Origin of the sequence: Pseudomonas sp. B10 (genome assembly GCF_900156235.1) — a bacterium.
Classification (GTDB): Bacteria; Pseudomonadota; Gammaproteobacteria; order Pseudomonadales; family Pseudomonadaceae; genus Aquipseudomonas; species Aquipseudomonas siliginis.
The window spans coordinates 911,144-924,091 of the sequence record NZ_LT707063.1; the positions used below are offsets into that span (position 1 = coordinate 911,144).

16 protein-coding genes are annotated in these 12,948 nt (G+C 60.0%); 12 read left to right on the forward strand and 4 right to left on the reverse strand.

What is annotated here, in order from left to right:
* The first annotated feature begins 19 nt into the window (after positions 1-19).
* Positions 20-1,600: a RimK family protein gene (locus tag BXA01_RS03970; protein ID WP_076563294.1), complete on the forward strand. Its 1,581-nt coding sequence runs from the start codon at positions 20-22 to the stop codon at positions 1,598-1,600.
* A 3-nt stretch (positions 1,601-1,603) separates the two neighbouring features.
* Complete coding sequence (locus tag BXA01_RS03975) at positions 1,604-2,515, forward strand: magnesium transporter CorA family protein (RefSeq protein ID WP_076563295.1); 912 nt, start codon at positions 1,604-1,606, stop codon at positions 2,513-2,515.
* Between the two features lie 42 nt (positions 2,516-2,557).
* Here BXA01_RS03975 and BXA01_RS03980 read toward each other — a convergent pair whose 3' ends face one another.
* Positions 2,558-2,794, reverse strand: coding sequence for a hypothetical protein (locus tag BXA01_RS03980; protein ID WP_016774354.1), 237 nt, complete (start codon positions 2,792-2,794; stop codon positions 2,558-2,560).
* A 163-nt stretch (positions 2,795-2,957) separates the two neighbouring features.
* On the opposite strand from BXA01_RS03980, the gene tspO reads away from it, so the two are divergent.
* The 3 genes from tspO (at position 2,958) to BXA01_RS03995 (ending at position 4,852) form a co-directional block, all read left to right on the forward strand.
* On the forward strand, positions 2,958-3,401 hold the full coding sequence (gene tspO, locus BXA01_RS03985) for a tryptophan-rich sensory protein TspO (protein WP_041480509.1): 444 nt from the start codon (positions 2,958-2,960) through the stop codon (positions 3,399-3,401).
* Positions 3,398-4,378, forward strand: coding sequence for an alpha/beta hydrolase fold domain-containing protein (locus tag BXA01_RS03990; RefSeq protein ID WP_076563296.1), 981 nt, complete (start codon positions 3,398-3,400; stop codon positions 4,376-4,378). The genes tspO and BXA01_RS03990 overlap by 4 nt, the downstream gene beginning before the upstream one ends.
* Before the next feature lie 222 nt (positions 4,379-4,600).
* Positions 4,601-4,852, forward strand: coding sequence for a DUF2790 domain-containing protein (locus BXA01_RS03995; RefSeq protein WP_039758903.1), 252 nt, complete (start codon positions 4,601-4,603; stop codon positions 4,850-4,852).
* A gap of 69 nt (positions 4,853-4,921) precedes the next feature.
* On the opposite strand, the gene BXA01_RS04000 is transcribed toward BXA01_RS03995, so the two are convergent.
* A complete protein-coding gene (locus BXA01_RS04000) occupies positions 4,922-5,848 on the reverse strand; it encodes a LysR family transcriptional regulator (protein WP_076563297.1) in 927 nt (308 codons plus the stop codon).
* A 211-nt stretch (positions 5,849-6,059) separates the two neighbouring features.
* Between BXA01_RS04000 and BXA01_RS04005 the strand changes: the two genes are divergently transcribed.
* From BXA01_RS04005 to BXA01_RS04015, 3 genes are read left to right on the forward strand one after another with little or no spacing between them, the layout of a single operon-like run.
* Positions 6,060-7,496: an NAD-dependent succinate-semialdehyde dehydrogenase gene (locus BXA01_RS04005; protein WP_076563298.1), complete on the forward strand. Its 1,437-nt coding sequence runs from the start codon at positions 6,060-6,062 to the stop codon at positions 7,494-7,496.
* Positions 7,497-7,506: 10 nt separating this feature from the next.
* Positions 7,507-7,839, forward strand: a complete 333-nt coding sequence (locus tag BXA01_RS04010) for a carboxymuconolactone decarboxylase family protein (RefSeq protein ID WP_076563299.1) — start codon at positions 7,507-7,509, stop codon at positions 7,837-7,839.
* Between the two features lies 1 nt (position 7,840).
* Positions 7,841-8,842 (forward strand): NAD(P)H-quinone oxidoreductase, encoded by a 1,002-nt coding sequence (locus tag BXA01_RS04015; protein WP_076563300.1) that lies wholly within the window; start codon positions 7,841-7,843, stop codon positions 8,840-8,842.
* 60 nt (positions 8,843-8,902) lie between these two features.
* Here BXA01_RS04015 and BXA01_RS04020 read toward each other — a convergent pair whose 3' ends face one another.
* Positions 8,903-9,295 carry a carboxymuconolactone decarboxylase family protein gene (locus BXA01_RS04020; protein WP_371857522.1) on the reverse strand — a complete coding sequence of 131 codons (393 nt, stop codon included), beginning with the start codon at positions 9,293-9,295 and terminating at the stop codon, positions 8,903-8,905.
* 70 nt (positions 9,296-9,365) lie between these two features.
* A complete protein-coding gene (locus BXA01_RS04025; RefSeq protein WP_076563301.1) occupies positions 9,366-9,752 on the reverse strand; it encodes a MerR family transcriptional regulator in 387 nt (128 codons plus the stop codon).
* Between the two features lie 209 nt (positions 9,753-9,961).
* Between BXA01_RS04025 and BXA01_RS04030 the strand changes: the two genes are divergently transcribed.
* The 4 genes from BXA01_RS04030 to BXA01_RS04045 all read left to right on the forward strand — a co-directional run bounded on the left by BXA01_RS04030 (position 9,962) and on the right by BXA01_RS04045 (position 12,946).
* Positions 9,962-10,294 (forward strand): hypothetical protein, encoded by a 333-nt coding sequence (locus BXA01_RS04030; protein WP_076563302.1) that lies wholly within the window; start codon positions 9,962-9,964, stop codon positions 10,292-10,294.
* Between the two features lie 189 nt (positions 10,295-10,483).
* Complete coding sequence (locus BXA01_RS04035; RefSeq protein ID WP_076563303.1) at positions 10,484-11,308, forward strand: oxidoreductase; 825 nt, start codon at positions 10,484-10,486, stop codon at positions 11,306-11,308.
* An 18-nt stretch (positions 11,309-11,326) separates the two neighbouring features.
* Positions 11,327-12,268 (forward strand): AraC family transcriptional regulator, encoded by a 942-nt coding sequence (locus BXA01_RS04040; RefSeq protein ID WP_076563304.1) that lies wholly within the window; start codon positions 11,327-11,329, stop codon positions 12,266-12,268.
* Positions 12,269-12,316: 48 nt separating this feature from the next.
* The gene (locus BXA01_RS04045) at positions 12,317-12,946 is read left to right on the forward strand and encodes a DUF3885 domain-containing protein (protein WP_076563305.1); all 630 of its coding nucleotides are present in this window, start codon (positions 12,317-12,319) and stop codon (positions 12,944-12,946) included.
* Positions 12,947-12,948 lie beyond the last annotated feature (2 nt).

The window sequence follows — 12,948 nt, forward strand, 5'->3', positions numbered from 1 at the left end:
CAACAGGGATTCATTACTCATGTCAGCGGTGCAAGCCAACGTGAACGAAGTATTAGACAAAACCGAGCATTCGACAATCTCCCTCAGCGAGGAACCTCCCAGTATCAAGCCCTCGGGAAGTCGATTGCTCATACTGGTCGAACGCAAGGATGACTGGGCCGATTACCTGCCCAGCGAGAGCCTGATGCTCGCTCAGGATTACCTTGAACACAGCGACGATTTTCCTCATCGCACCCAAGTCATCAACCTCTGCCGCAATTACAAATACCTCGGTCAGGGCTATTACTGCTCATTGCTGGCCGAAGCGCGCGGACACAAGGTTTTCCCCTCGGTACGCACCGTCAGCGAGCTGGCGCGCAAAGCGCTTTACGGGGTCGGGCTGAATGATCTGGAGCGCACCCTGGAGCGGGCGCTGGCGAACCACCCGTACGGCGAAACCGAGGCTTTCACGCTGTCGTTGTACTTCGGCAAGGCCTCGATCGAGCCGCTGCAAGAGATCGGCCGTCAGCTGTTCGAGGCGTTCCCCTGCCCTATCCTGCTGGTGGAATTCCGCCGCGGTGAGAGCTGGCAGATCGCAGGCATCAAAGCCGGTGCACTGCACAAACTTCGCGACGAACAGCAGCATGTTTTCGCTGATGCACTGGACGCGTTCAATCGCAGAACGTGGCGTCAGCCGGCCTCCAAACGTGTGGCCCGCTACGACCTGGCCATCCTGCATGATCCTGACGAAGCCCTGCCGCCCTCTAACCCCGAGGCATTGCAGCGTTTCATCGCTGCGGGCGAGCAGCTGGGTATCGATGTCGAGCTGATCGAGAAAAAGGACTACGCACGTCTCGCCGAATTCGACGCGCTGTTCATCCGCGAAACCACGCGAGTGGACGGTCACACCTATCGGTTTGCCAAGAAGGCCGAAAGCGAAGGCCTTGTGGTGATTGACGATCCGTCGTCGATCCTGCGCTGCACCAACAAGGTCTATCTGGCCGACCTGCTGAAGCGTCGCGGGCTGGGCATGCCGGCAACGGAAATACTCTACAAGGATCGTCCGCAGGAGCTCGAAAACGCAGGGCGTCGCCTCGGTTTTCCCTTGGTATTGAAAATCCCCGATGGCTGTTTTTCACGGGGTGTGATCAAGGTCGCCGATGCACAAGCGCTGGCCACTGCCGCGCAGGAGTTATTCGAACACTCGGTGTTGCTGCTGGCGCAAGAGTATTGCTACACCGAATACGATTGGCGCGTCGGCGTGCTCAATGGCGAAGCGCTGTATGCCTGCAGATACTTCATGTCCAAAGGGCATTGGCAGATTTACAACCACAAGGCGCTGCCCGGCGAGATCAACGGGATGTGCGAGGCGGTGCCGGTCGAGCAAGCCCCGCCCGAAGTCGTGCAGCTCGCCGTACAGACGGCGCGGCTGATCGGCGACGGCCTCTACGGCGTCGACCTCAAGCAGGCGGGCGATCGGGTCCTGGTCATCGAAGTGAACGACAACCCCAACCTCGACGCCGGCATCGAAGACGCGGTGCTGGGCGACGAATTGTACCGGCGCGTATTGCAGGCTTTTACCCAAAGGCTTGAGCTCAAACACCGTGGCCAAGCGTGGTGAGCAATGATTGAAGGCTATTGCATTGATTGCGGCGCCCTGCACAGGACATCTGGAGAACAGGCGACTGTCTGGCTGTGTGTCGCCCCGGACGCAGCCGAGCAACTGGATTTGCACAGACGCCTGGGCATCGGCGCACAAGCGATAGAGTCGTCCCTGGACCCAGATGAAGTGGCCCGCATCGAGGCCAAGCCTGATCACCTGTTTATGATCTGGAAGCGCCCGGAAAGCTTCGACGGGCGCGCATTCAACGTTTCGTCCTTCGGAGTGGTGCTGAGCGAAAAACGCCTGGTGGTCATTTGCGCGAGCAACTCATTGCTCTCCGGCCTTGAGCACGATGCGCAAATGACCGGGCCGCTGGACGTGCTGATGGCGTTACTCGCTGAAAGCGTTCATCACTATCTCGGGCATTTGCGCGTGGTCAAACAGATCGCTCGGGAGATCCAACAGCAGTTCACCCGGGCGATGGACAATCAGCAATTGGCGCAGATGTACAACCTGAGCGAAAGCCTCGTGTACTACGTCAATGCGATTCAAAGTAACGGAGCGGTGCTGACGCTGCTGCGCAACCACGGTCAGCGTCAGGGCTTCAGCGACGGTCAACTGGCTGCGCTGAACGATCTGATCGTGGAAAACGAACAAAGCTTCCAGCAGGCCAGAATTCACGCCAAGGTGTTCGCCAACCTCATCGAATCCCACGGCAATCTTGCCAACAACAGCATGAACCGGGCGCTGCGCAAGCTGACGCTGATCAATGTCGTATTCCTTCCCTTGAACCTGATCGCCGGCATCGGTGGCATGTCGGAGTTCAGCATGATGACATCCGGCGTTCCGTGGTGGATGTCCTTTCCCGTGCTGATCGCCTGCATGGGCCTCGTGGGCGCGGGGATGGTGCTGGTATTGCGGCGCATGGCCTGAATCCAGAGCACATTCTGCTAACGCCTGCGCCGCATTCGAAGGTCAATTGGTCCGGCTGACCACCCGGATATGTGTAATCCCTACCCGCTCGGCCTGCTCGAGAATCTGCTCTGGCGTCGAATCCGCCGTGGGCATGACCAGGCTGTTTTCGGCATCGCCCAGATGCAGTTCCAGCAGATGCATCGCCGCGTCGTGCTCGGCCAGTTGCGCTTCCTTGAGCTCGAGCAGATAAGTACGAGGCTCGCCGTTGAAACGGTATTCGATGTGATAGGTGTACATGATGTCGTCCGCGTCGGTGGGAAAAGGCAGTGCTTATCCTGACGCGACGGTCAGCTTTTAGTTCAACCTGACTGCCATTTTGCGTTTGCAAACAAACTTTTTGCGCAGCGAAGCGTCCTCTTCTTAACTCTCCATAACAGCTGATCACAGCTAAGGACTGGCAATGACCTTTTTCATCTTCCTTCTGGCCTGCGCGGCGGCGGCAACCACTGGCGTGATGTTCAAACCCGGCCCGTGGTACGAATCGCTGACCAAACCCTCCTTCACCCCGCCCAACTGGGCCTTTCCCGTAGCGTGGACGATCATCTACCTGCTGCTGGCCTGGGCCGGTTATCGCTTGAGCCTGATCCCCGGCAGCCAAACGGTGCTGGCCCTGTGGGCCGCGCAAATCGCCCTGAACACGCTGTGGACGCCGGTGTTCTTCGGCGCGCATCAGGTGCTGGCGGCGCTGGTGATTCTGGCGGTGCTGTGGGTGGTCGTCGCGGTGATGGTCGTGCTCGCCCTGCAACTGGACGTGGTCACCGGGCTGATTCTGTTCCCGTATCTGGCGTGGCTGTGCGTCGCGGCGGCATTGAACTGCTCGATCCTGATGAAGAATCGCCTGTGAGCGACTTCCCATGGCCGCAAGGCGAGCGCGAGCTGGCACAGGTTCGTGGGTTCAACAAAAAGCTCGCCTGGCTGCCGCGTTTCAAGATCCGCAATCGCCTTACCCCGAGGTTGATTCAGGCGTTGCTGCGGGCGAGTCAGCTCGGCGGCGCTGGCAAGCTGCGCCAGCATGGGCTGAGCGCCGAACGGAAGATCATCGACACGGTGCGCGTGCGCATCATCCGCCCCAAGGGCAAAGCCAAAGGCGTGGTGCTGGATTTCCATGGTGGCGGCTGGGTGATCGGCAATGCGCAGATGAACGACAACTTCAACATCGCCATCGTCAACACCTGCGACGTGGCGGTGGTGTCGGTTGATTATCGGCTGGCCGTTTCGACGCCAATCGAGGGCTTGCTGGACGACTGTCTGCGGGCTCGCGGCATCTTGAACGATGCTGAATTTGCCGGATTGCCCGTAGTCGTCGTCGGTGAATCGGCCGGCGGTCATCTGGCGGCGGCCACCCTGCTCGCCCTCAAATCTTCGCCGCAACTGCTGCAACGGATCTGCGGCGCGCTGCTGTATTACGGCGTCTACGACCTGACCGGCACACCCAGCGTGCGCACCGCACCCGCCGATACTCTGGTGCTCGATGGCCCCGGCATGGTCGAAGCGTTGCGCCTGCTCACGCCGGACATCAGCGACGAACAACGACGCCAGCCACCGCTGTCGCCGCTGTACGGCGATTTCAGCGGAATGCCGCCAGCGCTGCTGTTTGCCGGCGACCTCGATCCGCTGCTGGATGACACGCGGCTGATCGCTGAGCGCTGGCAACACGCGGCGCCGGTGGAGATGTATGTGCTGCCAGAGTGTCCGCATGGATTCATCCACTTCCCCACGGCCACTGCTGACCATGTGCTGGCTTACAGCAGGCAGTGGATTTCGGCACGAGTGGCGAGCTACTCAGTGAAGTCCGCCGAAATCAGCCCGGCGCTTTCGTAGCTGCCGATTGCATGGCGAGCCGTAAAAAACCGAGATAAGCAAAAAGGCGCCCTCACCGGCGCCTTTTTTGTTTGCGCTGAACCCCGCGCGCCCGTTCACCCCATGCCGATTGTGGCTCAAACCGTAAACAGTCTTTACCCGATCCGCGCCTGTTTCCCCCGCCAGCCGCCGCATAGAGTTCGTTCCAGCAACACACTCAACTTCAGCAAAGGAACATCCTCCATGAAAGTCTCAATGCTCGTCCTCGCACTCTTCGGCTTCAGCTCGGTGGTCATGGCTCAGGACTCGACTACCACGCCTCCCGTCGAGCAATACACCTACGCCAGTCACCTCGACGTCGCCAAAATCATCTCGGAAGACCCCGTGCCGGACGTCTGCGCCGTAGTGCCGGTGCACATGACTTATCAGGACTCCCAAGGCAAACAGCACATCCTGCAATACGAGGTCATGGGCAGCGGTTGCAGCAACGGCTGATCCGGCCAATACCTCGCACACCTATTGCGTCTCAGAGTTGGCTCGCTGAGACGCAAATGCTTTACCGCTTCAATCGATAAGCGCCTGAGCAGTGCTCGCCAACTGCGCGCCGACCCGGGTTTTCAAGGTATCGATGAATCGCGTGATCTTCGCATCGACAAACTGGCGAGACGTGTAGACCGCGTAAACATTGCGCTCGTAGGTGTGGTAATCGGGCAGCACCCGCACCAGCCTGCCGGCACGCAAATCGTCGATCGCCGTGAAGCCTGCCAACAGACCAATTCCCGCCCCTTCGCGAATGGCAACGGCCATTGCGTCCATATCGTTCACGCTGAAACTCGGCCCGCTCGGAATGAACGTCGCATCGCCCGCCTTGCTTTTGAGCTGCCATTCATCGCGCACGTAATCCACGGTACCGAGCAGCAGGCATTGATGATCGCAAAGCTGCTCCGGCGTTTCGGGTGCGCCATGCCGCGCCAGGTATTCCGGGGAGGCCACCAGTACACAGTGACTGACGCCGATCTTCTGGCTGACATACGCCGAATCCGGCAGCGTTCGCGCGATCAGAATGGACACGTCCAACTGATCCTCAAGCAGATTGGGCATGCGTTGGGAGAGCATCAAATCGACGGTCACTTCGGGAAACGCCTGGCGATATTCCAGCACCGCGCCGGTCACCAGTTGCCGCGCCAGTCCGGGCACGCAGTGCACGCGTAACGTCCCTCGTGGTTGCAAGGCGGCATTGCTCGCCTCGGCTTCGGCGCTTTCCAGGTCAGCGAGAATCTTCACACAGCGCTCATAAAACCGCCGGCCCGCATCGGTCACCGAGAGACGCCGGGTCGAGCGTTGCAACAGGCGGGTGTCGAGCACGTTTTCCAACGCCGAGACCGCACGCGATACGTTGCCAACGGTGGAGTCGAGATGGTTGGCCACGGCAGTGAAACTGCCCATCTCGACTACCTTGATGTACACCGACATGTTTGAAAGTTTGTCCATCCTGATCGTCCTGTAGACCTGCCACTCACAGCGGATAAGGACGGATGCTACACGCTCGCCCCTGCGCTCGATATTACCTTCTGGGACAACAATGATTCCCTCGTGGCCGGCTAAATCAAACGGCACGCCTTCCATAGACTGGATTCCACGGGACGCCTGAACCACTGCGTACAAGGCGCCGAATGAATCCTTAACCATGAAGGCGACATCCATGAACACTCTTTACGATCCGCTCTATCTCTTCATCGGTGGTCAATGGCTCACCGCCCAAGACCGCGCTACCGCTGCCGTGGTCAACCCGGCAACCGGCGAGGAAATCGGTCAGGTGCCACTCGCCACCGCAGACGATCTGGATCACGCCCTCGAAGTCGCTCGACTGAGCTTCGACCAATGGCGCCAGACCGTGCCGGACCAGCGCGCAAAAATCCTCAAGCGCGCCGCCGACCTGATCCTCGAACGCGCCCCGCACATCGCTGCGCAAATGACGCTGGAAGAAGGCAAGCCACTGCGCGAAAGCCTCGATGAAGTGACCCGTGCGGCGGAATATTTCGAGTGGTTCGCCGAAAGCGCACGACGCATCGACGGCCGTGTCGTCCCGGCCAATCGTCCGGGTGTACTGCAACTGGTCAAACGCCAGGCAATCGGCCCTGTGGCGGCGTTCACACCGTGGAATTTCCCGGCCATCACCCCGGCGCGCAAGCTCTCGGCAGCGCTGGCTGCCGGTTGCAGTGTGGTGCTCAAGCCCGGCGAGGAAAGCCCTTCCACCGCGCTGGCCCTGGCCCGGGCGCTGGACGATGCCGGCTTGCCCAAAGGCGTGCTGCAAGTGGTGTTCGGTGTGCCGGATCAAGTGTCCAGCCATTTGATTGCCTCACCGATCATTCGCAAAGTGACCTTCACCGGTTCGGTGCCGATCGGTCGGCTGCTCTCGGCCCGCGCTGCCGAAGGCGTCAAGCCGATCACCCTGGAACTGGGCGGCCACGGCCCGGTGCTGGTGTTTGCCGACGCCGACATCGAAAAATCTGCTGTGGAAGGCGTCGCCAATCGCTTTCGCGGCACCGGCCAGGTGTGCATTTCCTCGACTCGCTTCCTGATCCAGCGTGAGGCCTACGCCGAGTTTGTCGAGCACTTCGTCGCGGCCACCCAGGCGTTGAAAATCGGCGATGGCATGGATCCGCAAACCCAGGTCGGCCCTCTGGCCAACCCACGGCAACTGGCGAAGATGGAGCAACTGATCGCCGACGCCGTCGAGAAAGGCGCGCGGGTGCTGGCCGGTGGCGAAGCGTTGCCGGGCGCAGGCTTCTTCTTTCAGCCCACCGTATTGGCCGATGTGCCGATGAGTGCGCGAATCATGCACGAAGAACCCTTTGGCCCCATCGCGATACTGATGCCTTTCGATGAGTTGAGCGACGGCCTGCAAGAAGCCAACCGCCTGCCCTACGGCCTCTCGGCCTACGCGTTCACTTCCAATGCGCGCACCGCAATCGACGTCGCCGATGGCCTGGAAGCCGGAATGATCGGCATCAACCAGTACCGCATCGTCGCCACCGAACTGCCCTTCGGCGGCATGAAGGAAAGCGGCCACGGTTCTGAAGGTGGCATCGAAGGCATCGAGCACTACCTCACCAACAAATTTATCAGCCAGGTTTAAGGGGATTTCCATGTCGATTATCGATTTCAGCAGCCCACGCGAAGCCGCCCGCGCCTTCACCCCGAAACTGGCGCAATTCGTGGACTCAACGCTGTACCCGCAAATCTGGAGTGACCCCGCCTTGTCACCCCGCGAGCGCAGTCTGATCACTGTCGCTGCGCTGATTGCCGGCGGCCACTGCGAAGAGTTACCCGCGCACCTGCGCCGTGCCGTCAGCAATGGCGTGAGCCCTGAAGAGTTGTCGGCGGCGATCACTCACCTGGCCTTTTACGTCGGTTTCCCGGGCGCCATCACCGCCTCGGCCATCGCCAATGCCACCCTTGCCGACACGGAGCAACGCTGAGATGAAAGCCATCAACCTGAAAGCATTCGGTTCGGCAGAAGTGCTGCAACTCGGCGAAGCGCCCAACCCTGAAGTACGCCCGACCGACCTGCTGGTGCGCGTCTACGCGGCCGGCGTGAACCGTGCCGACCTGACTCACCGAACCGGCGGCTACGGCCATGCGAACTTCGGCGACTCGTTGATCATCGGTCTGGAGATTGCCGGGGAAGTGCTCGAGACCGGCAGCGAGGTCAGCGGATTCGCCGTCGGCGACCGGGTGATGGGCGTGGTCGGCGGCGGCGCCTACGCCGAACTGGCGCGCATCGACTACCGCATGGCCATGCCGATTCCGGCGCAGCTCGACTATGTGCACGCCGCGGCGATTCCCGAAGTGTTTGTCACCGCCCACGAAGCGATGCTCCACCTGGCCCGACTCAAGTCAGGTGACTCGGTGCTGATCCATGCCGCCGCCGGCGGCGTCGGTTCCGCTGCCGTGCAACTGGCCTACGCCACAGGCGCCACGGTGTACGCGACCTCCGAAGGCAGCAAGCTTTCGCGCGTCGAACACCTGGGCGCCGACGTGGCCATCGACTACAAGACCGAGGATTTCGCCGCAGTCATCGCCGACAAAACCAACGGGCGCGGCGTCGACGTGATCATCGACTTCATCGGCGCGCCCTACTTCGCCCGCAACATCGCCTCGCTGGCCCACGGCGGCCGCCTGGTGCAGGTCGGCATTCTTGGCGGCGGCGGCAAGGTCGACTTGGAGCTGGAGCAAATCCTCTACCGGCACCTGCAAATCATCGGCACGGTGATGAAGTCGCGCACCCAGCCGGAGAAGCACGCGATGATCCAGCGCTTTCGCGACCACTGGCTGAAACGCTTCGCCGGCGCTGCGAGTCTGGAACCGGTGGTGGACAGCACCTTTCCGTTGTCCCGCGCAGCCGATGCCCATCTGAGGATGGAGTCTTCGCAGAATGTCGGGAAGATTATTCTGACGATGCAGGCCGAGGATTTGCGTTAAGGCAGGTCGATCAAATCTGGCCTTGCACCGTCCTGCTGCAAGGTCAGTGGTCGGCCCCACTTACGATTTGACGCTGATCCCGCGAGCAGCAAAGACTTCACGCGCAGCCGTTATACCGTTCAAGGCGCTGGGAAATCCTGCGTATACGGTCATTTGCAAGATCACATCGACCACCGCCTCCGGTGTGCACCCGACGTTCAGGGCGCCGCCGATATGCACTTTCAGTTGTGGCTGGGCATTGCCCAGTGCAGTCAGTGCCGCAACGGTTGCCAGCTCACGAGTGCAGTGATCGAGCCCGGGGCGGGCGAAGACATCGCCGTAGGCAAAACTCAGAATCCAGTCCGCAAGCTCTGGAGCAGTATCCTTCAATGAATCAACCACTGCCTGACCAGGTCCGCCAGTAATCTGCGTCAGAGCGGCTTCTCCGCGCTCTCGACGATCAGTCATCTCCACCGGCGCTGCGACACTGGTCACGCTTGCGCCAATCAATGTGGCGGACAGCAAACGATTGAGACCGGGAAGTTTACGGATCATGGTGATGCTCCTTTTGCTCGAGTTGGTGGTAGATCTGAATCTTGTTATCCAGAACCTCCAGGGACTGGCTCAACTGGCTGATCTGCGCTTGCACGTCCCGGCGATGCTGCTCGAGAAGCTCGCGGCGTTCTGCCAGGGTCGAGTCGCCTGATCGACGCAATTCGGCATACCGCAGCATTTGCTGGATCGGCATTCCGGTCGCCTTCAGCCGGAGCAGAAACTCGGCCCACAGCACATCCTTCTCGGCGTATACCCGGTGGCCATTGCCACCGCGCCCAACCGGGGCGAACAGCCCGATGCGCTCGTAATAGCGGATCGTGTGAGCGCTCAGATCAAGGCGCTTGGCCAACTGTGAAATTGTCAGTTCTGGATTCATGTCATCACCGTAAAGGTTTGAGCGCGCTCTAAGTCAATGGCTATTTTCCATCGAGCAGAATCAGGCAAATCGCCAACAGTATCCGCCTAACGCCGACACCGCCCTGCCCCCTAATCTGAACCCATGCAGAACACACCACTGCAACGGGTTAACCAGAGACTGATCTGAACGACCCGGACCTCAATCGAAATTTGACCGGAGTCACCGCCATGAAAACTGTAAGCCAACTGATCGCCGTCGCCACCTTCGCCCTTAGCGCCAGCGCATTCGCCGTACCGAGCAATCAGGAAGATCGTTTCTTCACCCAGGTCAACAAACCACAGCAGACTGTTGCTGCCGATGGTTCGCAGCGTACGCCGCAGGGCCAGGCTCTGGCTGAAAACGGCCGCAACCGCCTCGAGGAACAAGGCCTGGTTGAAGACGGCTATGACAAGACCCCACAAGGCCAGGCCATCGCTGCCGACGGCTCAGACCGCACCCCATTGGGTGAGGCGCTCGCCGCTGATGGATCGGACCGTACACCGGGTCGTCGCGCAGCTTAAGCGCGTGTTGCCGAGACAGGAAAAGTCCTGCGGGTTTGAGACCTGCAGGACTTTTCCGTTTTTTGAGGCAAGACCTGATCGAAAACTCTATTGATAGGAACAGGCAATACTCCGATCCGATTCGGCATCGTCCACCAGCGTTATCCGCCCTAGCATGGCCTCTCCAATCGCCTGCTGGAGTACAGATCCATGAAGACCCTTTTTATCACCGGTGTCAGCAGCGGCTTTGGCCAAGCGCTGGCCAAGGAAGCACTTGCCCAGGGCCATAAGATCATCGGCACAGTGCGCAATGAATCCGCTCTGGCAGCCTTCGAAGCGCTGTCGCCCGAGCGCGCTCATGGGGTGCTGCTGGACGTTACCGATTTCGATGCCATCGATGGGGTGGTTGCGGCAGTGGAGGATCGCCACGGCCCGGTGGACGTGCTCGTCAACAACGCAGGTTATGGCCATGAGGGGATTTTCGAAGAGTCATCGCTGCAGGAAATGCGTCGCCAGTTCGACGTCAACGTGTTTGGCGCAGTGGCGGTGGCCAAGGCGTTCGTCCCGTATTTTCGCCAGCGCCGCGCGGGGCATATTCTCAATATCACCTCCATGGGTGGCTACATCACCATGCCCGGGATCGCCTATTACTGCGGCAGCAAGTTTGCCCTGGAAGGCATCTCCGATACGTTGAGCAAGGAGCTTGCACCCTTCGGCATTTTTGTCACCGCTGTGGCGCCGGGATCGTTTCGCACCGACTGGGCAGGCCGCTCGATGCAGCGCACGCCGCGTAGCATCAGTGACTACGACGCAAGCTTCGATCCGGTGCGCAAGGCCCGGGAGGAGAAAAGCGGCCAGCAGCTGGGCGATCCGCTGAAAGCTGCACGGGCCATGCTGACGATCATCGACAGTCCTAACCCGCCGGCTCACCTGCTGTTGGGCAGTGATGCGCTGGCGTTGGTGCGTGACAACTTGCAGCAGACGGCGGAGAGTATTGAGCAATGGGCAGCGCTTAGCCGTTCGACGGATGGCTGAGCAACGCGGAGAACCTCAATGCCGAAACCGAAAGACCCCATCACAGCGCGCATGGTCCAGCTAATGAGCCGGCTCGCCCCGCTGGAAGGTTACAACCTGAGCCCGCTGGACGATGTGCGTTTCCTGCGTTCCAACCGACCGCTGACCCGCACGCCGGTGTTGTACGAACCGGGCATCGTGATCCTTTGTCAGGGGCGTAAACGCGGTTATCTCGGCGATGAAGTCTACGTCTACGACGCTCAGCATTATCTGGTGGTGTCGGTGCCGGTACCCTTCACCATGGAAACCGATGCCAGCGAAACCGAGCCAATGCTCGCGGTGTACGTGCGTCTGGATTTCGCCCTGGCCGGCGAGCTGATTCAGCAAGTGGATGAGCGGTGGGAATTTCCCACAGCGCAACCGATGGGCATGTACGCCTCGCCTCTCGACGAACCGCTACACCGGTCGACCCTGCGTTTTCTTGAAGTGATGAGCAACGATGCCGACGCGCAAATCCTCGGCCCGGCGATGCTGCGCGAGCTCTACTACCGTATTCTCACCGGCGAACAAGGTGGCACCCTGCGCGCCGCCATCGCCCAACAAGGCCAGTTCGGAAAAGTGACCCGCGCCATCCACAAGATCCACAGTTGCTATAACCAACATCTCGGCGTAGAAACCCTGGCCGAAGAAGCGCAGATGAGTGTGCCCAATTTTCATCTGCACTTTCGCAAGGTTACCGATTCCTCGCCGATGCAGTATCTGAAGTCGACGCGGCTGCACCAGGCGCGATTGCTGATGCTGCGCAACGACCTGACTGCGGCAAAAACTGCATTTCTGGTCGGCTACGAAAGCGCCTCGCAATTCAGCCGCGACTTCAAACGCCTCTTCGGCCGCACACCGCTAGCGGAAGTGGCGTGGATGAAACAGGCCTATGCGCTGCCGGCACCGACGACTGCTTCGCCGTTTGTGTCGTCGCACTGACTTCACCCGCGTCTTGAACAAACAGAAATCCACATTGAAGGGAAGAAAGTGAATCTGAGAGCTGAGATCGATAACGCATTTGGACCCCAGGCATTCGCCCGTCCGCTTTTCTATTCCTGGCCGGGAGGATTGCGTTTCGAACTCTCCGAAACGGGCGGAATGATCGAGCAATTCCTGACCGCTATGCGCAAAGCCATAACCATCTGCGGCGACATTTTCCAAGGGGACGCATCGTTTGTCGCATGCCTGCGCATTCATTCCGGTCGCAATCGATTCGCCCACCGCAGCACTCTTCGCGCCCTTCAATCTGCTGGAATCGATACTCCATCAGCGCTGTGCATCTGGAGCGAAGAAATAGACAACGAGGAATGGTTCAGTGAGCAAGAGCCGGAATATTGGGTCAACGTCGCCTTCGAAGCGTCTGTCACGAGCATTCAAGCATTACTCTGGTGCGCATTGGCCAAGGACTTCGGTGCTATCCAACCGCGTGCGAACTGTGCTGTCTACCTGTTCAATCTGCCCAAGCGAGTCATGGTCTTTCCCTATGACGACCGAGGCATGGACGTGGTTGGGACCAATACCGAACTGCTTTCGCAGCTTTATCAACGACACTATGCCTGGCTGCTCGACCATGACCGAGCAGCGATGGATGCCACATTCGGCAGGCTGAAACGTTAGGT